This window comes from Cellulomonas sp. P5_C5, assembly GCF_054049655.1.
In genome coordinates, this window is record NZ_JBFULY010000001.1 from 279,339 (window position 1) to 296,176 (window position 16,838).

Consider the following 16,838-nt stretch of genomic DNA (forward strand, 5'->3'; position numbering starts at 1 on the left):
GTCAGTCGAGCAGCGGTGGTGGGGCCTGCAGGTCGTAGGCCCGGAACAGCACCGCGTGCTCGACGCCCATCGCGCGCCCCTGCATCGAGGCGATCATCGGGAGCATGTCTGCCGGGGCCGGGTGCCCCGGCAGGCCTGCGAGGTACTCCTCGTGCGCCTCCAGGGACGCGATCCCGGTCCGCAGGGCGTCCGCGGAGACCTCCACGCCGTGCGTCGCCCGCGGGTCGCCGCTGACCAGCAGCCAGCGGACCTGCCACGGTTCGAGGCCGTCGTCGTCGAGGAGCTCGGTGAACACCCACCGGTTGCCCGCGTCGCGCACCGCGTCGAGCGTCGCCAGCCCGGCGACGCGGTGGTCGGCCATGTTCAGCCCGGCGACGAACTCGAGCTCCCAGGACCCGGTGAGCACCACGTCGGGCCGGTACTCCCGGATCCGTCGCGCGATGTCCCGCCGCAGCGGCAGCCCGTACTCGAGCACGCCGTCGGGGTGCTCGAGGAACCGCACGTCGGTGACCCCGACCGCCGCGGACCCCGTGACCTGCTCGCGGGTGCGCACCTCCCGGGTGCGGTCCGGCGGGGAGGCGTCCATGCCGGCCTCCCCGCGGGTGAGCACCAGGTAGGCCACCTCGACCCCGCGCGCGGTCCAGGTCGCGACCGCGGACGAGGTGCCGTACTCGATGTCGTCGGGATGGGCGACGACGCACAGAACGCGACGGAACTCGGAGTCCGGAAGTGCCGGCAGGAGATCGGGCATGGCTGCGACGCTACGCGCGGTCCAGCTCCGTCCGGAAGGCGTCGAGCGCGCTCTGCGAGAAGAGCACGAACCGCACCAGCTCGATGCCCTGCGGCCCGCCGCCCCCGGCCGCCACCCCCTCCTGCCACACCCGGACCGTCCCGACGGCGATCCGCGCGACGTCCTCCACGGCCCAGCCGTACACGCCCGCGCTGACGGCGGGGAACGCGACGCTCGACGCGCCGAGCCCTACCGCCAGCTCCAGGGGCCGCGCGAAGCACGACGCGAGCAGCACGGGGTCGGTCTGGCCCCGGTGCCGGTTGGGTCCGACGGTGTGGACCACCCAGCGCGCGGCCAGCCCGAACCCGGGGGTCGCGACGGCGTCCCCGACGGCCAGCCCGTCCGGCAGCGTGGTGCGCCGCAGCTCCTGGCAGGCGGCCAGCAGCTCCGGCCCGGCAGCGGCGTGGATCGCGCCGTCGACTCCCCCGCCGCCGAGGAGCGAGGAGTTGGCCGCGTTGACGACGACGTCGACGTCCTGCGTGGTGATGTCCCCGAGGACGGACTCGATCAGCATCGGTCCATCATGGCGTCGACACATGGGTAAGGCCCCTCGGACGCTTACTCCGAGGGGCCTTCACCGGTTCCCAGGGTACAAGGGACCCGCAGCCGGACGGGTGAACGACTCGCCCGTCGTCCACATCTTTCGTCCACACCCCTGTGTCTACCGGGCTTCCAGGCGGGCGGACCTGTGGACAAGGGTGTGGGTAGAGCGGTGGACAAAGAAAGCTCCGAGAAGCCCTTGCGGGCCCCTGCCGACAAGGGTTAGAAATCTCACATCGAGATCGACAGATCGAGAACCGCAGGCGAAGGATCCCTCCCGGGGAGACTGAAACCGCAGGTCAGGTGGCCTCTTCGGAGATCGCGTGGACCGGGTCGATGGCCACTCGGACAGGGCCGGAGCCTCGACGCTCGAGGCCCCTCGGGGACTCGAGCAGGCGGCGCAGAACGCCCTTCGGGGAGGTGGCGCCGGTGGGGACAGGCTGTGGATGTCGAGCCGACCGGAGAACGGATGACCACATCGTCGTGGCAACGCGACGACCCGCGGATGACGACGCGGGGGCCGTCAAGGACCGGAAGGTAGTTCGCAGTCGTCCCGCCCGCGGCGGGTCGTCGGTGCCGGAACCCTTCGGGGTGACCGCGTCGGCGACGAAACCCGGGGGTCGGGAGGTAGCCGCACCGTCAGCGCGGCGTCGGTCACCGGTCCGCCGGTGACGGAAGACCTGCGAGCACGAGAGGGCCCCTCGGACGCTTACTCCGAGGGGCCCTCTCCGTTTGCCCGGACGACTCCCGGTTCGCCGCGTTCTGCGCTGAATCCTTTCGGGTGGATCGCGAGCGACCGGCCCGCGGCGTGCCGCCGCTCCTGCTTCGGTATGTTCCGTCGGGCCCGCGGAGCCGCACCGATCGTGCGGGCGCATCGGTGCTGCCGCACGCTCGCGGCCGGGGAGGGAGGTGCCGTGGTGGCGACGACGTTCATGGAGCCCACCGAGGCGGTGGACCGGGTCACTGCCCGTGGCTGGGTGCTTCGTGGCATCGGTGTGCTGGTCGTCTGGTCGGCGTGGGCGTTCCTGGTGGGAGCGGTCGTGCTCCTGACGCGCAAGGGCGGCACACCCGCAGGTCCGGCGATCGCCGTCGTGGCGATGCTGGTCGCGCTCGTCCCCACCTGGTTCCTGGTCCGGCGGTCACCCGTGCGGCGCTGGCTCCTGCTCGGCGCGGCCGTGGTGCTGGCCGCGGTGGGGCTCAACCTGGGCGCGCTGGGCGGTCCGAGCCTGGCCCGCATGACCGGCGTCGGTGCGTCGCTGCCGGTGGCGACCGGCGCCCAGCTGCTCACCATCTCCAGCGTCGAGAACGGTCTCTGCCTGCAGGAGTGCTCGCAGGTGACGCACCTGTACGCGGTCGTCGACTCCGCCGCGGCGCAGGCCAAGGTCGGGTCGGGGATGCTGGCGGGCGGCTGGGACGCCGTGGAGCCCGGGACGTTCTGCCGGGACCAGTTCGGCGTCCGCCTGTCCGACGTCGCCGACCCGTCCATCGAGGACCCGCCGTCACCGCCGCCCGGCATGGAGCTGCTGAGCGTCTCGACAGGCCGCTGCGAGCACCCCTAGGCGTCGGGCACCGACTCCAGCAGGATCGTCACGGGTCCGTCGTTGACCAGCTCCACCGCCATGTCCGCGCCGAACACCCCGGTGGCCACCTCGAGCCCGCGGTCGCGCAGGGCGTCCACCACGGCGTCGACCAGCGGCTGCGCGACCGGTCCGGGTGCCGCGGCGTTCCAGGTGGGCCGGCGGCCCTTGCGCGTGTCGGCGTACAGCGTGAACTGGCTGACGACGAGCACGGGAGCACCCACGTCCACCGCGCACTGCTCGTCGCGCAGGATGCGCAGCTCGGCGATCTTGCGGGCGATCAGCTCGACCTGCGCGGGACCGTCGCCCGGCGTGACGCCGACCAGCGCCGCCAGACCGGGCCGGTCGATCTCCCCGACCACCGCACCGTCGACGGTCACGGACGCGCGCGTGACGCGCTGGACGACGGCTCTCATGCGCCGAAGGTAGCGACGACCTCGCCGACGGCCCGCCCGTGGCCCAGGACCGGGGTCAGGGCGACGGCCTCGACGAGCGCCGGGTCCACGCCCGCCACGGTGAGCGCGGCCGCGAGCACGGCCGGCCGGGGCCGCGACGACCCGTCGACGATCTTCAGCGCGACCGCTCCCCCGTCCGGCAGGCCGGCCGCGTAGACGCCGTCGGCACCGTCCTTGGCCACGAGGCCCGGGACCGCCTCCATGAACCGCGTGGCGTCCCGGCCGGTGCCGGCGACGTGCCACGGGTGCGTCGACATCGCCCGACCGACTCGTCGCGGGAGCCCGTCACCGGCGGCCAGGAGCGCGAACGACCGGGCGAGCCCACGCAGCGTCGTCGAGAACAGCGGCGCCCCGCAGCCGTCGACCGTCGCCAGCTCCACGGGCACCCCGGTGAGCTTGCCGACGACCTCCCGCGTCGCCACCTGCAGCGGGTGCGACGGGTCGAGGTAGTCCTGCGTGGGCCAGCCCGCGGCGACGCAGGTCGCGAGCATCCCGGCGTGCTTGCCGGAGCAGTTCTGGGACAGGGGCTCCGTGCCGTGCCCGTCCGCACGCCACCGCCACGCGGCGTCGGCGTCCAACGGCCAGTCGGGGGTGTTCCGCAGGTCCTCGGAACCGAGGCCCGCGGCCGCGAGGAGCGCGCGGACGACGCCGAGGTGCGCGGGCTCGGCGTTGTGGCTGGCGCACACCAGGGCGAGCTCGGCACCGTCCACGTCCAGCCCCGCGCGCAGCATCGCGACCGCCTGCAACGGCTTGAGCGACGACCGCGCCCAGATCGTGGCGTCGGGGTCCCCCAGCCCGAACCGCTCGGACCCGTCGGGCGCGAGCACGACGACGTGGCCGGAGTGCACAGACTCCACCAGCCCTCCGCGCAGCACCCGGGCGAGCGGGACGGCGGCGGTGCCGATGTCGGGCACGCTCACCAGCCGCCGGAGGGACCGGACGGTCCGCGCGGCCCTCGCCGGCCGGAGTACGGCGTCACGGCGGGCTTCACGTCGACGAGGTACACGATCCCGCCCACCGCGGCGAGCAGCGCGAGGAACGACGGGAGGTGCGGCACGCCGGGGATCGGGATCACGCTGAACGAGACCGCGGTGGCAACACCGACGATCGCCCCCCAGAACCCCTTGGTCCGCTTGCCCGCCTGCGGGAAGGCGTTCGACGGCCGCCGGAGCAGGTCGATCAGCGCCCACAGGCACAGCCCGAAGATGGCGATGTAGAAGACGAAGAAGATGACGACCTGCAGGCTCGCGATCACGGGGCGAGCCTACGAGACATCAGGGGACGACGAGCAGGCCCTCGGCGCGCGCCGCGGCGGCGAGGTGCTCGTCCCAGGCGCCGACGACGAGGTCCGGCGACCGCAGCTCCAGGGCGGACGCGAGGTGCAGGGCGTCGGCGGCCCGCAGCGGGTGCCGCCCGACGAGCCCGGCCGCCGCGACCGTCACCACGTCCCGCAGCTCCAGCACGTGCAGCCCGGGCCACAGCCGCTCCCACGCGGCGAGCGCATCGGCGGCGGCCTCGTCGTCGAGCCGTCCCGCCCGCCTGCCGCCGGCGAGCACCGCCCGCACCTCGGCGTCGGCCAGCCGGGACGTCACCACGAGGTCCGCGCCGTCCCACAGGGCCGCGACCAGCGCGGAACCGGGCTCCGCGACGCACAGCTTCACCAGCGCGCTGGTGTCGAGGTAGACGACCGCCATCTCAGCGCCGCAGCCGACGGACCAGGTCCGAGACCCCGCCCTTCGCCGCCGGGGCGCCGCGCTCCGTGGACCGGGCCGGCGGTCGGGGCGCCGTGGCCGGTGTGAGCAGCCCGTCACGCTCCAGCCGGGTCAGCAGGTCCGCCGCCTCGATGCCGCTGAGCCGGGCGACGGGGATCCCGCGCTCGGTGATCACGACGTCCTCCCCGGCACGCGCGGCCTCGATCCACTGCCTGAGCTCTGCGCGCAACGCGCTGACCGAGACGTCCACGCAGCGACCGTACCGAACCCGCGGCTCCGCAGGTCAGATCTCCGGCAGGGAATCCCGGGCGGCCTGCGGCGGGACTCCCGCCGCCTCCAGGAGGTCGACGACGAGCGAGCGGTGCAGCAGCACCAGGCTCTGCACCTGCCAGTCGAGCGCGGCGAGCCGGAACGGGTCCAGGGCACCGGAGACGGCCAGCAGCAGCGTCCGCGCGCGCTCCGGGTCCCGGCCCGCACCGAGGGCGGCTGCGAGCTCGTCGACCGCCCGTGCGGTGGCGTCCACCTGTGCGGCGACCGTCGTCATGTCGTGCGTCCGCGCCTCGACAGCCGCCAGGCAGCGCCGGGCCAGCACGCGGGCGTTGCGCATCGCGCGGTCGACGAGCACCGCGTTCGCCGCCAGCCCGGCCAGCTCCTCACGGTGCTTGCGGATGGTCGGGGACACGCGGGCCAGCTCGCCCGCGTTGGTCGCGGTCTCCGACCACTCGTCGAGCGCCGGCTGCGACGCCCGACCGCGCACCAGCGCGTCCTCGACGTCCGCGGTCGACCCCGTGCGCAGCCCGCGCGCGAGGATGCGCAGCACGTCGGCGAGGTCCTCGACCGCGGCCCGGGCGAGCGTCCGTGGGTGCCGACGCGGGTCCCGGGGAGTCAGCAGCGCGACCGCGAGCGCGACCACGCCCCCGATCGCGGCGTCGATCCACCGCCCGAGCGGCCCGCCGGACGCGGAGATCGCGGGCAGGCCCACGATGACCAGCGCCTGCACGCCGGCCTGCGTGGTGAGCATCTGCCCGCGGTCGATGAACCGGGCGATGATCGCCGCCAGGAACAGCACGACGGCCACCTGCCAGGCGCCGTTGCCGATGAGGTGCACCAGCAGGTCCCCGAGCGCGACCCCGATGGCCACGCCGACGGCGAGCTCCGCGACGCGCCGGACGGACCGGTCGGTGGTGAACCCGAGCGCGATCCAGGCGCTGACGGGCGCGAAGAACGGGAAGGGGTGCCCGACCGCGTACCGGGCGATCGCGAACGCGATCGCGGCCGCGATCGACGCCTGCAGGATCGGGAACCAGGCGGCCCGGACCCGCGCCCACCCCTGGCGCACCCGCATCTGGAGGACTGTGCGGGGACGCGCGCCTGTGCCCGTCACAGGACCCTCACAGGCTCGGGTGCTGCCCCAGGCCGCGGGTCAGGGGTCCGCGAGCGGCGGGCCGGTCCACGGACACGCCGTCGCCCGGCACGATCTGCTCCTGCCCGGCCGCGACGGATCCCGCCTCGGACTCGACGACGAGCTCGGCGTCCGCCGGGACCGAGCGCTTGACCACGGCGAGCGCGACGGGTCCGAGCTCGTGGTGGCGCGCGACGGTGGTGACCTGCCCGACGACCCGTCCGGGCTCCTGCGCGTCGGCGCTGCGGACCACGTCGTGCACCGCGGAACCCGGCTCGGGAAGCAGGTGGCCGGACCCGTCGAGGTGCAGCAGGACGAGGCGGCGAGGCGGCCGGCCGAGGTTGTGCACGCGGGCCACGGACTCCTGCCCGCGGTAGCAGCCCTTGGTCAGGTGCACGGCGGTGCGCAGCCAGTCGAGCTCGTGCGGGATGGTCCGGTGGTCGGCCTCGTGGGACGCGCGCGGGCGCCAGGCCTCGACGCGGGCGGCCTCGCTGGCCCAGGTGCCCACGAGCGGCCAGCCCGCGGCCTCCCGCGCGCGGACCTCCTCGACCAGCCGGTCGCGCGGGACCAGCACGAGCCGCCAGTCGCGGTCGGCGCCGGGGTGCTCGTCGTCGGCCGGCCCGTACCGGGTGCCGCCGGGTGCCGTGATGGGCCACGGGTCCCGCCAGGTGAGGGGCTCGTCGGGGGTGCCCTCCGCGTCGACCGGCTCGCCGATGGCGGCCCAGGCGTCGGTCGCGTCGACGATCTCGACCCGCAGCATGAACTTCATGCGGTTCAGCCAGGCGGCCAGCCCGATGGGCGTCTCGGTGATCAGCCAGGTGGTCTCGCCGTCGTCGACGACGCCCGCCGCGTGCTCGACGTGCCCCTGCGGGCTGAGCACGAGCAGCTCGGTCGACGTGCGCGGCGCCAGCGCGGTCAGCTCCTGCGTGGTGATGGAGTTCAGCCACGTCAGCCGGTCGGGGCCGGTGATGGTGACGACACCGAGGTGGGACTGGTCCACCACGGCACCGCCGCGGGACAGCGCGCGCTGCTCGGCGGTCGGGTCGCCGTAGTGCCACGCGACCCCGTCGTCCGGCCCGGAGCCCCGGACCGCGCCGCGGCGGGTGAGCAGGGGGCTCGTGTGCCGGGGCGGCTCGCCGTGGACGGAAGGGGTCTCGACGGTCGCGTCGGTGGTCATCAGGCCTCGTCGTCGGTGAGGGCCCCGACGCGCGCGAGGCGGCCGGAGGCGTAGGACTGCATGGGGTGACCGAACGCGGCGATGTCGTGCGCCCACATGAGCTCGCCGTTCACGAGGCCGTACAGGCGCTTGCCGGCGCTGACGTCGGCCCCGGAGGCGGTGCGGACGATCGCGTCGCTCACCAGGTCGATGCGGCCCTTGCCGACCGCGCCGATGTAGACGGCGACGTGTCCCGACGGGTCCGCGACCAGCAGCTCGACGGCGTGCTGGTCCTCGGTCAGACCCCAGTCGGCGGGCCGCTCGGGCGGGATGCGCCAGTAGCCGGACTCGGTCTGCCAGACGGGGGCAGGCGGCTCGTCGTCGAGTGCTGCGGTGGTGGACGGCGCCACGACCAGCCGGATCGTCGACGTGTACGACAGGTACGGCCCGCCGTCGCTGGCGATGACGATCTCCTGCGTGAACGTCGCCTCGTCGATCCCGGGGTAGTCGACGACCCCCTCGCCGCGCCACGTGCCGACGAGCCACGCGAGCGGGTAGACCTCAGGGGCGAGACCCTCGGGATCGAGGACGAACGGCATGTGCGGGGCCTCCTGTCGTGGCGTCAGAGCACGTCAGCGCTGGCCCTTGTAGAGCCGGTACACGACGAAGCAGGCGAACCAGCCGATCACCAGCGTCGCGGCGACCAGCAGGCCGATGAAGACTCCCTCGAGCGCAGTCATGCCGACGATCCTAACGAGCGCGCACCCCTAACCTGTTCCGATGAGTCCTACGCCACGCCCCCTGGTGATCAAGACCACGTCCGGCACCGAGCGCCCGGAGGCCACCAACCAGGCGTTCACCGTCGCGGCCGCCGCGGTCGCGGCCGGCGCGGACGTCAGCCTCTGGCTCACCGGCGAGTCGGCGTGGTTCGCCCTGCCGGGGCGCGCGGCGGACCTGGTCCTCGAGCACGCAACCCCGCTGAGCGAGCTCCTGGACCTGCTCCTGGAGGGCGGTCGCGTGACGGTCTGCACGCAGTGCGCGGCCCGCCGGGGCATCGGTCCGCAGGACGTGCTGCCGGGCGTCCGGATCGCCGGGGCGGCCGTGTTCGTCGAGGAGTCCCTGGCGGAGCGGGCCCAGGCGCTCGTCTACTAGGCGGCGGTGCGACCAGCGCGCAGCCGCACGCCCAGCAGGTACAGCTCGCACCCGAGGCACAATCCGAACACCGCGTTGAGGAACGCCGCGACGAGCGCGAGCGCGGCGGCGACCGGCACGGCGACGGCCACCCCGGCCAGCCCGAGGACCAGCCCGGCCCCCGTGATGATCAGGCCGACCAGCTGGGCGAACGTCGGCGGCCGCGGGTCCTCGAGCTCGGTCGGCGGCGCCAGGCGGGGTCGGACCAGCTTCCGGAACACCCAGCCCTGCCAGGTCCGCCCGATGCCGCCGAACGCACCGAGCGCGAAGCTCGCGACGATCACGGCGAGGACCGCGTAGGCCGCCGGCGTGGTGCCGAGCAGGAGGACGACGACGAGCAGGACGAGGTTGACGGCGGCGCCGAAGCGAGGGCCGCGGGGGTCGATGCCCGCAGGGGCGTCGGTGCGTACGGGCGTGCTCATGAGGGCTCCAAGGGGGGTCGCGCACGATGAGGGGTCCATCGGCCGGGGGCTGCGCGCCCGCGCCGGGAGCCGGCTCAGGCTGCGGAGACCCCGCCCGGACACGAGTCGAGCGCGGCCAGCGCGTGCCGACGGTCCGTGGCACCGGACATGCGACCGACCACGACGCCGCGGGCGTCGAGCAGGAGCGTGGTCGGGGTGCGCATGATGCCGAAGCGTCGCACGAGATCCAGGTGCTCGACCACGTCCATCTCGACGTGTGAGAGGTCGTCGTGCTCGGAGACCAGCTGAGCGAGCACCGCGTGGGTCCGGCGGCAGGGCGCGCAGACCTCGCTGGAGAACTGCACGAACGTCGCCCGGCCACCCAGGGCCGCGCCGAGCTCGTCGGCGGTGAGGCGCGGGTCGTCGGCGACGTCGGCAGGCGTGTCCGCGAGAAGTGCGGGGTCGACGGCCGTGTACCGGCCGTTGCGCGACCTCCACCACAGGCCCAGCACGGCCGCGACGACCAGGAGGGCCAGGACGAGCAGGACGCGGTCCACGTCAGCCCACCAGGACGCGTCCGACGACGTACACCAGGATGCCCGTGACGGTGACCGGCAGGGTCACGGCGGCGAGCGACGGCCAGCGCTTCTCCAGCGAGGGCAGCTGGTCGAACAGCGCGTGCAGGGTGGCGACGAGCACCCCGACCGACAGACCCAGCAGGGCACCCGCCAGGGGGTCGATCGCCGGGAGCAGCAGGCCGCCCAGCGCGCCCGCCGCCGCCGCCGCCCCGGCCGTGACCAGCGCACCGACCCACGGCTTCAGGTGCAGCGCCACGACGACGGAGCCGACGGCCAGCGCGAGGGCACCGACCACGACGATCGGCTCACCGCCCGGCGTCCGCCCGATCGCGACCCACCCGGCCACGGCGACCGCGACGAGCGTGCCGGCGACCGTCCCGGACACCGACTCGACCAGCCGGGTCCGGCCGTCGCGCCGGAGGAGCTCGTTGACGAACGCGAGCAGGATCGCGGCCGCGAAGACGACCGGCAGGTCCCGCAGGTACGGCTGCTCGAGGGTGAGGTGCACGACGGCCACGGCACCGACCCCGCCCAGCGCCACGACCGTGGCGGACCCGGGCTTGAACGGCAGCCCCGCGAGCGCGGGCCAGCCGAGCGCGAACAGCAGCGCGAGGACGGCCGCGGTGCCCGTCAGGGGCAGGCCCCCGAGGTACCCGGCGACGGCGACCGCGGCGGCGAGGACGGCCGTCACGACCGCCCTGGTGGCGAGCTGCATCGGGTCCTCCTACCGTCCCGCGACCGGGGTCACCGGGCGCACGCGCATGCGGGAGGTCTGCAGGGAGGGGAGGAGCACGCCGCCGATTGTCGCATCCCGGCGCCCTCTGCCCGTCGGGATCCCGCCGCAACAGGTCACTCGTCCTGGTGGAACACGCCATCACCCGAACCGTCGGCGCAGGTTGCTCGGGTCGCGCGGTACCGTTGCGCCCACTCGCACGCGGGGAGGTCCCAGGTGGCAGATCTGCTGCTGCTCACTCCAGCGTCCGGGGGCTCCGCCCAGGTGCTCCCGGCCCTCGGTCTGTTGTCCCACCGCGTCCGTGTGCTTCCCGTCGAACCGTCGGCTCTCGTGGACGCACCGGACGCGGACATCGTCGTGCTCGACGCACGACGCGACCTGGTCACCGCCCGGACCACGTGTCGGCTGCTGCGCGCCACCGGTCTGACCGTCCCGCTCATCCTCGTGCTCACCGAGGGCGGCCTCACGGTCGTCACGGCCGAGTGGGGTGCGGACGACATCATCCTGGAGACGGCCAACCCGGCCGAGGTGGAGACACGCTTCCGGCTGGTCATGGAGCGTGCGGCCACCGCCGGGTACGACGACGCCCCGCAGGAGATCTCGTCGGGCGAGCTCACGATCGACGCCGGTGGCTACACCGCCCGGCTGCGCGGCCGTCCGCTCGACCTCACCTACAAGGAGTTCGAGCTCCTGAAGTACCTGGTCCAGCACCCGGGTCGCGTGTTCACGCGCGCCCAGCTGCTGCAGGAGGTCTGGGGCTACGACTACTACGGAGGCACCCGGACGGTCGACGTGCACGTGCGTCGGCTGCGCGCCAAGCTCGGGCCCGAGCACGAGCAGCTCATCGGCACGGTGCGCAACGTCGGCTACCGCTTCGACCCGCCGAAGGACCGCCGCGGTGCGGTGGACGGTCGTAACGAGGTCCCGGAGCCCGCCGACGCCTGAGCGTCGCCGCCAGCCTGACGAGAGGTCTCGTGCCCACTCCAGCCCGTCGCCTGTTCGACGTCCTCTCCCCCGGCGCCGAGCGCAACCTCCTCGACACCCTGCGCGGGGAGCGCGTCGGCGGTGCCCTGCTGCTCGCCGGCACGGTCGTCGCGCTGCTCTGGGCCAACGTCGCCCCGGCGTCGTACACGGCCGTCTCGGACACGGTCGTCGGCCCGGCGGCCCTGCACCTCGACCTCACGCTGGCCACCTGGGCGACCGACGGGCTGCTCGCGATCTTCTTCTTCGTCGTCGGGCTCGAGCTCAAGCGGGAGATCGTCGCCGGTGAGCTGCGCAACCCGCGCACCGCGGTGGTGCCCATCGTCGCGGCGGTCGGCGGCATGGTCGTGCCGGCTGCGCTGTACCTCGCGGTGAACCTGACGTCCCCGGACGGCAACGCGCGCGGCTGGGCCGTGCCGACGGCGACGGACATCGCGTTCGCGGTCTCGGTCCTCGCGATCGTCGGCCGGAGCCTGCCGAACGCGCTGCGGGCCTTCCTGCTGACCCTCGCGGTCGTGGACGACCTGCTCGCGATCATCGTCATCGGGGCCGTGTACACCGAGTCGGTCTCCGCGCTCTGGCTCGGCGTGGGTGCCGCGACGGTCGTCGTGTTCGCGCTCCTGATCCGGCGGGGCTGGGTCAGCGGGTGGCTGCTGGTGCCCCTCGGCCTGGTGGCGTGGGCCGCCGTCCACGCGTCCGGCGTGCACGCGACGATCGCGGGCGTCGCCCTCGGGCTCGTCGTCCCCGCGACGCCGGAGGCCACGCGTCGGGCGCTGCGGCTCGACGCCCTGCCCAAGGAGTCGCTCGCGGAGCGGTGGGAGCACGTGTGGCGACCGCTGTCCGCGGGCGTCGCCGTGCCCGTGTTCGCCCTGTTCGCGGCTGGGGTGACCCTCAGCCTCGGCACGGTGCAGACCACGTTCGCGGACCCGGTCGCACAGGGCGTGGCCCTCGGGCTCGTCGTGGGCAAGCCGCTGGGCATCCTCGGCGCCACGTGGCTCGTCGCGCGGTTCACGCGGGCGGCGCTCGCCCCCGGTCTCGGCTGGCCCGACGTCGGGGCGGTCGGGCTGCTCGGCGGGATCGGGTTCACCGTGTCGCTCCTCGTGGGTGAGCTCGCGTTCGGCACCGGCAGCCCGCACGACGAGCACGTCATCGTCGCCGTGCTCGTCGCGTCGCTCGTCGCGGCGGTCCTCGGCGGTGCTGCCCTCTTCCAGCGCGACCGGCATCACGCGCACGTCGCGCGCGAGGCCTCACGCGACATCGACCGGACCGGGTAAGTTCGGCACCGATGAGCACCGTCGACTCCGCCTCGCTCCTCATCGACGGCCCCTGGGAGCACCGCTACGTGGCCGCGAACGGCGCCCGGTTCCATGTGGCCGTCGCCGGCCCCGACGACCGCGACGCCCCGCTCGTCGTGCTCCTGCACGGCATCCCGCAGTTCTGGTGGGCATGGCGCCACCAGCTGCCCGCGCTGGCCGAGGCCGGCTACCGCGTGGCTGCCATGGACGTGCGCGGCACCGGCGGTTCCGACAAGCCGCCCGTCGGCTACGACGTCCCGACGCTGGCCGCCGATGTCGCCGGCGTCATCCAGTCGCTGGGCGCCGCGGACGCGGTCATCGTCGGCAGCGGCACCGGCGGCGAGATCGCGTGGGCGATGGCGGGTCTGCAGCCCGACCGGGTCCGTGCCGTCGCCGCGCTGGCGGCCCCGCACCCCCTGGACACCCGCGGGCACCCGCGCGCCGCCGTCCGCCTGTCAGCCCTGCGCCGGCTGGCGTTCGTGCAGCTGCCGTCGTTCCCGGAGCAGGCCCTGATGGAGGGCGACCTGGTGGCGCGGCTCCTGCGCGAGTGGGGCGGCGCCCCGGGCTGGCTCGACCCACGCGCGGAGACGACGTACCGCTCCGCGGCGCGGGTGCCGTTCGCGGCGCACAGCCAGATGGAGCAGCTGCGCTGGATGGTCCGGTCGATGCCGCGCCCCGACGGGCGCCGGTACCACGCGACGCTCCAGGAGAGCACGCGGCCGGTCCCGGTCCTGCAGGTGCACGGCGGTCGCGACGGGCTCCGACCCGCGTCCCACGCAGCCCTGTCCAAGGACACTGCGGCGCTGGTGGCCTCGCGCTACCAGTTCGAGCTGCTGCCGCAGGCGGGGCACTACCCCGCGGAGGAGGCGCCCGACCGCGTGACCGACCTGCTCCTGACCTGGTTGCGCGAGGTCGCCCCGATCACTGCGTGACCATCGCCGCGGCCTTCACGGGATCCAGCTCACCGATGCCGGCCGACGGGCACATCGTCGCGACCGGGCACGCGCCGCACGCGGGCCTGCGGGCGAAGCAGGTGCGCCGCCCGTGGAAGATCAGCCGGTGCGACGCCATCGTCCAGTCCTTGCGGGGCAGCAGCGCACCGAGCTCCTGCTCGACCACCAGCGGGTCCTTGCTCGTGGTGTAGCCGAGCCGCTGGGAGAGCCGCATGACGTGCGTGTCCGTGGTGATCCCCGGCACGTCGAACGCGTTGCCGAGCACCACGTTGGCCGTCTTGCGCCCCACGCCGGGCAGCGTCACGAGGTCCGTGAGCCGCCCGGGGACCTCGCCGTGGAACCGCTCGACCAGGTCCCGGGACAGTCCCATGACCGACTTCGTCTTGGCCCGGAAGAAGCCGGTGGGACGCAGGATCTCCTCGACCTCCTCGGGGTTCGCGGCCGCGAGCGCCGCGGCGTCCGGGTAGCGCGCGAACAGGACCGGGGTGGTGAGGTTCACGCGGACGTCCGTGGTCTGCGCCGAGAGCACGGTGGCCACCAGCAGCTCGAACGGGGACGTGAAGTCCAGCTCGCAGTGCGCGTCGGGGTACCGCACGGCCAGGGCGCGGTCCACGCGGCGTGCGCGGCGGGTGCGGGCGAGGCTTGACTCGCCAGCTGCCTCGCTGGCTGCCTCGCTGTCTTCTCCAGTCACGACCGGCAGCCTACGACCCGGCGCCCACACCCGTTCGGGGCCGCTCTGACCTGCGACGTTGCTCCCTTGGAGTGATCTGCGACCCCACCCGGGCCCGCGCGCTCAAGGTCAGCCCGTATCGGGCCGAATCCACCCACGGCACCCGTTCGAGATGCCCGTCCGAGGAGGACCTGCCCCATGACGTCACCCGTCGAGCAACGGGTCAATGATCTCCGCCTCGACCGGCGTGCGCTGCGCGCCGAGCGCGCTCGGGTCGCCTGGTGGCGCCGGCTCGTGCGCGCGCGCCTCGACCTGGCGGTCGCCCAGGCCGCCCGCCCGCAGACGCTCGGCGAGGACATGGCCTTCCAGCTCCCGCTCGACGTGGGCCTCGACGTCCCGCGCCCTGCGGCGCTCGCGGCGGTGCTCGACGCCGGCACCGAGGCCGTCGACCGCCTCGGCGAGCTGAAGGCTCTCGACGAGCAGCTCTCGACGTACGCGGCCGGCGTGGAGGACGCCCTCACACGGGCCACGGACCGGCTCATCACCCGCCTCGCGGCGGACCCCGGAGTCGTCGTCGCCGGCCTGCGGGAGACTCTGGGCCGCGGATGACGCCCACCATGGGGCAGACTGAGTCCGGATCAGCCCGCTGACCAGCGGCAGGTCCGACCGACTCCATCGTGAACGAAGCCGTCACCGGGATGAACCGGGGTGCGGCCAGAGAGGTGAGGTGTCCCCGTGGAGGACGACATCGTGCTGTCGGCGCCGCTGTTCGCCGGGCTCGACCCGGAGGCGTCCGAGACGCTCGTCGCGACGATGAAGCCGATCGAGATCGCGCGCGGCGACGCCCTGTTCCAGGAGGGCGAGCCGGGCGACCGGCTCTACGTCGTGCGCGAGGGCAAGATCAAGCTCGGCCGACGCTCGAACGACGGCCGCGAGAACCTGCTGGCCGTCCTCGGCCCGGGTGAGATGTTCGGCGAGCTGAGCCTCTTCGACCCCGGCCCCCGCACCGCGACCGCGACCGTCGTCGCCGACGCCGTGGTGCTCGAGCTCGGGCACGGCGACCTGATCCGCTGGCTGCAGGACAAGCCCGCGGTGGCACAGCACCTGCTCCAGGCGCTCGCCCGACGGCTGCGCCGGACCAACGAGGCGCTCGCCGACCTGGTGTTCTCGGACGTCCCGGGCCGCGTCGCCAAGGCGCTGCTGGACCTGTCGACGCGCTTCGGCGAGAAGGTCGACGAGGGGATCCGGGTCGCGCACGACCTCACGCAGGAGGAGCTCGCGCAGCTCGTCGGCGCGTCGCGGGAGACCGTGAACAAGGCGCTCGCCGACTTCGCCGCACGCGGCTGGGTGCGCCGGGAGGGCCGCGCGGTGGTCCTGCTCGACGTCGAACGTCTGGAGCGCAGGGCCCGCTAGGCCCGTGAGGCCAGCTCGACCACGATCTCGACCTCGACCGGCGCGTCCATCGGCAGCACCGCCACACCCACCGCGGAGCGCGCGTGCACGCCCGCGTCACCCAGGACGGCGTGCAGCAGCAGGCTGGCGCCGTTGACGACGGCGGGCTGCCCGGTGAACGCCGGGTCGCTGGCGACGAAGCCGACCACCTTGGTGACGTGCACGATCCGGTCGAGCGCGTCGGCGCCCTGCGGCCCGCCCTCGGCGGCGACCACCGCGGCGACCGCGGCGAGCGCGTTGAGCGCGCAGGTCCGCGCGTACCCGGCGGCGTCGTCCGGGGACACCAGACCGTCCCCGACGCCGACCTTCCCCGTGGCCTGCAGCGCACCCGCGACGAGCGGCAGCTGTCCCGACGTGTAGACGTAGGCGCCGGACCGGACCGCCGGCACGTACGCCGCCAGGGGCAGCGCCACCTCGGGCAGCTCCAGGCCCAGCTCAGCGAGCCGCGCGGCGGCGCCCATCAGGACTCCTTGGGCCGCTTGAGGTAGGCCACGAGGCCGGCGTCGGGTCCCTGGATCACCTGGACGAGCTCCCAGCCGTCGGCTCCCCACTGGTCGAGGATCGCCTTCGTGGCGTGAATGATGAGCGGAATCGTCGCGTACTCCCACGTCGTTGCCATGGGCTCACCCTAGGGCCCGTGCACGCCGTCGGAGCGCTCTCACAGCGCGTCGACGACGTCAGTCCCGACGAGCTCGTTGCGCCAGGACCGGACCTCGGGGCGCCGCCGCAGCAGGGCCCGGCGCTCGCGCTCGGTCATGCCGCCCCAGACCCCGAAGTCCATGCGGTTGTCGAGCGCGTCGGCGAGGCAGGCCAGCCGCACGGGGCAGCCGTTGCACACGGAGCGTGCCTCACGCTGGGCAGCGCCCTCGACGAAGAGCGCGTCGGGCGCGAGCTTGCCCGTGCCGCACGCTGCGAGCGCTGTCCAGTGCGCGTCCTGCGCGAGTGTGGTCAC

General features: G+C 74.3%; 24 protein-coding genes. 7 read left to right on the plus strand and 17 right to left on the minus strand.

Annotation, left to right across the window (positions count from 1 at the left end; translation table 11 throughout):
* Position 1: 1 nt before the first annotated feature.
* Positions 2 to 751, minus strand: coding sequence for a PIG-L deacetylase family protein (locus ACXJKF_RS01300; protein ID WP_456785935.1), 750 nt, complete (start codon positions 749 to 751; stop codon positions 2 to 4).
* A 10-nt stretch (positions 752 to 761) separates the two neighbouring features.
* Positions 762 to 1,304 (minus strand): O-acetyl-ADP-ribose deacetylase, encoded by a 543-nt coding sequence (locus ACXJKF_RS01305; protein WP_456785936.1) that lies wholly within the window; start codon positions 1,302 to 1,304, stop codon positions 762 to 764.
* 940 nt (positions 1,305 to 2,244) lie between these two features.
* Here ACXJKF_RS01305 and ACXJKF_RS01310 point away from each other — a divergent pair.
* Positions 2,245 to 2,889, plus strand: a complete 645-nt coding sequence (locus ACXJKF_RS01310) for a hypothetical protein (RefSeq protein ID WP_456785937.1) — start codon at positions 2,245 to 2,247, stop codon at positions 2,887 to 2,889.
* Here the strand turns inward: ACXJKF_RS01310 and dtd are convergent.
* The 8 genes from dtd to ACXJKF_RS01350 are packed head-to-tail and all read right to left on the minus strand — an operon-like array spanning position 2,886 to position 8,231.
* The gene (dtd, locus tag ACXJKF_RS01315; protein WP_456785938.1) at positions 2,886 to 3,323 is read right to left on the minus strand and encodes a D-aminoacyl-tRNA deacylase; all 438 of its coding nucleotides are present in this window, start codon (positions 3,321 to 3,323) and stop codon (positions 2,886 to 2,888) included. The two genes, ACXJKF_RS01310 and dtd, sit on opposite strands and share 4 nt — an antisense overlap.
* Positions 3,320 to 4,285 carry an asparaginase gene (locus ACXJKF_RS01320; protein ID WP_456786020.1) on the minus strand — a complete coding sequence of 322 codons (966 nt, stop codon included), beginning with the start codon at positions 4,283 to 4,285 and terminating at the stop codon, positions 3,320 to 3,322. The genes dtd and ACXJKF_RS01320 overlap by 4 nt, the downstream gene beginning before the upstream one ends.
* Entirely contained in the window at positions 4,279 to 4,617 is a 339-nt protein-coding gene (locus tag ACXJKF_RS01325; RefSeq protein ID WP_456785939.1) for a DUF2516 family protein, read from the minus strand. The genes ACXJKF_RS01320 and ACXJKF_RS01325 overlap by 7 nt, the downstream gene beginning before the upstream one ends.
* Positions 4,618 to 4,636: 19 nt before the next feature.
* Positions 4,637 to 5,056, minus strand: coding sequence for a type II toxin-antitoxin system VapC family toxin (locus ACXJKF_RS01330; RefSeq protein WP_456785940.1), 420 nt, complete (start codon positions 5,054 to 5,056; stop codon positions 4,637 to 4,639).
* Between the two features lies 1 nt (position 5,057).
* Positions 5,058 to 5,324 (minus strand): type II toxin-antitoxin system Phd/YefM family antitoxin, encoded by a 267-nt coding sequence (locus tag ACXJKF_RS01335; RefSeq protein WP_456785941.1) that lies wholly within the window; start codon positions 5,322 to 5,324, stop codon positions 5,058 to 5,060.
* Between the two features lie 33 nt (positions 5,325 to 5,357).
* Positions 5,358 to 6,419, minus strand: a complete 1,062-nt coding sequence (locus ACXJKF_RS01340; RefSeq protein ID WP_456785942.1) for an FUSC family protein — start codon at positions 6,417 to 6,419, stop codon at positions 5,358 to 5,360.
* A 46-nt stretch (positions 6,420 to 6,465) separates the two neighbouring features.
* A complete protein-coding gene (gene ygfZ, locus ACXJKF_RS01345) occupies positions 6,466 to 7,653 on the minus strand; it encodes a CAF17-like 4Fe-4S cluster assembly/insertion protein YgfZ (protein ID WP_456785943.1) in 1,188 nt (395 codons plus the stop codon).
* The gene (locus ACXJKF_RS01350) at positions 7,653 to 8,231 is read right to left on the minus strand and encodes an FABP family protein (RefSeq protein ID WP_456785944.1); all 579 of its coding nucleotides are present in this window, start codon (positions 8,229 to 8,231) and stop codon (positions 7,653 to 7,655) included. Before ACXJKF_RS01350 ends, ygfZ begins: the two co-directional genes overlap by 1 nt.
* A gap of 181 nt (positions 8,232 to 8,412) precedes the next feature.
* Here ACXJKF_RS01350 and ACXJKF_RS01355 point away from each other — a divergent pair, with 181 nt between their 5' ends.
* Entirely contained in the window at positions 8,413 to 8,784 is a 372-nt protein-coding gene (locus tag ACXJKF_RS01355) for a DsrE family protein (RefSeq protein WP_456785945.1), read from the plus strand.
* Here ACXJKF_RS01355 and ACXJKF_RS01360 read toward each other — a convergent pair.
* From ACXJKF_RS01360 to ACXJKF_RS01370, 3 genes are all read right to left on the minus strand, one after another.
* Positions 8,781 to 9,245 carry a DUF4395 domain-containing protein gene (locus ACXJKF_RS01360; RefSeq protein WP_456785946.1) on the minus strand — a complete coding sequence of 155 codons (465 nt, stop codon included), beginning with the start codon at positions 9,243 to 9,245 and terminating at the stop codon, positions 8,781 to 8,783. The two genes, ACXJKF_RS01355 and ACXJKF_RS01360, sit on opposite strands and share 4 nt — an antisense overlap.
* Before the next feature lie 74 nt (positions 9,246 to 9,319).
* A complete protein-coding gene (locus tag ACXJKF_RS01365; protein WP_456785947.1) occupies positions 9,320 to 9,781 on the minus strand; it encodes a TlpA family protein disulfide reductase in 462 nt (153 codons plus the stop codon).
* 1 nt (position 9,782) lies between these two features.
* On the minus strand, positions 9,783 to 10,517 hold the full coding sequence (locus ACXJKF_RS01370) for a hypothetical protein (protein WP_456785948.1): 735 nt from the start codon (positions 10,515 to 10,517) through the stop codon (positions 9,783 to 9,785).
* Positions 10,518 to 10,751: 234 nt separating this feature from the next.
* Here ACXJKF_RS01370 and ACXJKF_RS01375 point away from each other — a divergent pair, with 234 nt between their 5' ends.
* Genes ACXJKF_RS01375 through ACXJKF_RS01385 form a run of 3 tightly spaced genes read left to right on the plus strand, consistent with a single transcriptional unit; the run spans position 10,752 to position 13,743 of the window.
* The gene (locus tag ACXJKF_RS01375) at positions 10,752 to 11,480 is read left to right on the plus strand and encodes a winged helix-turn-helix transcriptional regulator (RefSeq protein ID WP_056593539.1); all 729 of its coding nucleotides are present in this window, start codon (positions 10,752 to 10,754) and stop codon (positions 11,478 to 11,480) included.
* 29 nt (positions 11,481 to 11,509) lie between these two features.
* Positions 11,510 to 12,790, plus strand: a complete 1,281-nt coding sequence (gene nhaA, locus ACXJKF_RS01380) for a Na+/H+ antiporter NhaA (protein WP_456785949.1) — start codon at positions 11,510 to 11,512, stop codon at positions 12,788 to 12,790.
* A gap of 11 nt (positions 12,791 to 12,801) precedes the next feature.
* On the plus strand, positions 12,802 to 13,743 hold the full coding sequence (locus tag ACXJKF_RS01385; protein WP_456785950.1) for an alpha/beta fold hydrolase: 942 nt from the start codon (positions 12,802 to 12,804) through the stop codon (positions 13,741 to 13,743).
* Here ACXJKF_RS01385 and nth read toward each other — a convergent pair.
* The gene (nth, locus tag ACXJKF_RS01390; RefSeq protein ID WP_456785951.1) at positions 13,733 to 14,455 is read right to left on the minus strand and encodes an endonuclease III; all 723 of its coding nucleotides are present in this window, start codon (positions 14,453 to 14,455) and stop codon (positions 13,733 to 13,735) included. The genes ACXJKF_RS01385 and nth overlap by 11 nt on opposite strands.
* Positions 14,456 to 14,632: 177 nt before the next feature.
* Here nth and ACXJKF_RS01395 point away from each other — a divergent pair, with 177 nt between their 5' ends.
* The gene (locus ACXJKF_RS01395; RefSeq protein WP_456785952.1) at positions 14,633 to 15,043 is read left to right on the plus strand and encodes a hypothetical protein; all 411 of its coding nucleotides are present in this window, start codon (positions 14,633 to 14,635) and stop codon (positions 15,041 to 15,043) included.
* Between the two features lie 126 nt (positions 15,044 to 15,169).
* Complete coding sequence (locus tag ACXJKF_RS01400; RefSeq protein WP_456785953.1) at positions 15,170 to 15,847, plus strand: Crp/Fnr family transcriptional regulator; 678 nt, start codon at positions 15,170 to 15,172, stop codon at positions 15,845 to 15,847.
* Here ACXJKF_RS01400 and ACXJKF_RS01405 read toward each other — a convergent pair.
* Genes ACXJKF_RS01405 through ACXJKF_RS01415 form a run of 3 tightly spaced genes read right to left on the minus strand, consistent with a single transcriptional unit; the run spans position 15,844 to position 16,838 of the window.
* Entirely contained in the window at positions 15,844 to 16,347 is a 504-nt protein-coding gene (locus ACXJKF_RS01405; protein ID WP_456785954.1) for a RidA family protein, read from the minus strand. The two genes, ACXJKF_RS01400 and ACXJKF_RS01405, sit on opposite strands and share 4 nt — an antisense overlap.
* Entirely contained in the window at positions 16,347 to 16,505 is a 159-nt protein-coding gene (locus tag ACXJKF_RS01410; RefSeq protein WP_146847999.1) for a DUF4177 domain-containing protein, read from the minus strand. The genes ACXJKF_RS01405 and ACXJKF_RS01410 overlap by 1 nt, the downstream gene beginning before the upstream one ends.
* Positions 16,506 to 16,544: 39 nt before the next feature.
* On the minus strand, positions 16,545 to 16,838 hold the full coding sequence (locus tag ACXJKF_RS01415; RefSeq protein WP_456785955.1) for a WhiB family transcriptional regulator: 294 nt from the start codon (positions 16,836 to 16,838) through the stop codon (positions 16,545 to 16,547).

Bases quoted from the DNA above. Each gene is read 5' to 3' on its own strand.
- ACXJKF_RS01350 (WP_456785944.1), bottom strand. From the start codon at position 8,231: ATGCCGTTCGTCCTCGATCCCGAGGGTCTCGCCCCTGAGGTCTACCCG.
- ACXJKF_RS01405 (WP_456785954.1), bottom strand. From the start codon at position 16,347: ATGGGCGCCGCCGCGCGGCTCGCTGAGCTGGGCCTGGAGCTGCCCGAG.
- ACXJKF_RS01330 (WP_456785940.1), bottom strand. From the start codon at position 5,056: ATGGCGGTCGTCTACCTCGACACCAGCGCGCTGGTGAAGCTGTGCGTC.
- ACXJKF_RS01300 (WP_456785935.1), bottom strand. From the start codon at position 751: ATGCCCGATCTCCTGCCGGCACTTCCGGACTCCGAGTTCCGTCGCGTT.
- ACXJKF_RS01410 (WP_146847999.1), bottom strand. From the start codon at position 16,505: ATGGCAACGACGTGGGAGTACGCGACGATTCCGCTCATCATTCACGCC.
- ACXJKF_RS01355 (WP_456785945.1), top strand. From the start codon at position 8,413: ATGAGTCCTACGCCACGCCCCCTGGTGATCAAGACCACGTCCGGCACC.
- ACXJKF_RS01340 (WP_456785942.1), bottom strand. From the start codon at position 6,419: ATGCGGGTGCGCCAGGGGTGGGCGCGGGTCCGGGCCGCCTGGTTCCCG.
- ACXJKF_RS01305 (WP_456785936.1), bottom strand. From the start codon at position 1,304: ATGCTGATCGAGTCCGTCCTCGGGGACATCACCACGCAGGACGTCGAC.
- ACXJKF_RS01370 (WP_456785948.1), bottom strand. From the start codon at position 10,517: ATGCAGCTCGCCACCAGGGCGGTCGTGACGGCCGTCCTCGCCGCCGCG.
- ACXJKF_RS01395 (WP_456785952.1), top strand. From the start codon at position 14,633: ATGACGTCACCCGTCGAGCAACGGGTCAATGATCTCCGCCTCGACCGG.
- dtd (WP_456785938.1), bottom strand. From the start codon at position 3,323: ATGAGAGCCGTCGTCCAGCGCGTCACGCGCGCGTCCGTGACCGTCGAC.
- ACXJKF_RS01385 (WP_456785950.1), top strand. From the start codon at position 12,802: ATGAGCACCGTCGACTCCGCCTCGCTCCTCATCGACGGCCCCTGGGAG.
- ygfZ (WP_456785943.1), bottom strand. From the start codon at position 7,653: ATGACCACCGACGCGACCGTCGAGACCCCTTCCGTCCACGGCGAGCCG.
- ACXJKF_RS01360 (WP_456785946.1), bottom strand. From the start codon at position 9,245: ATGAGCACGCCCGTACGCACCGACGCCCCTGCGGGCATCGACCCCCGC.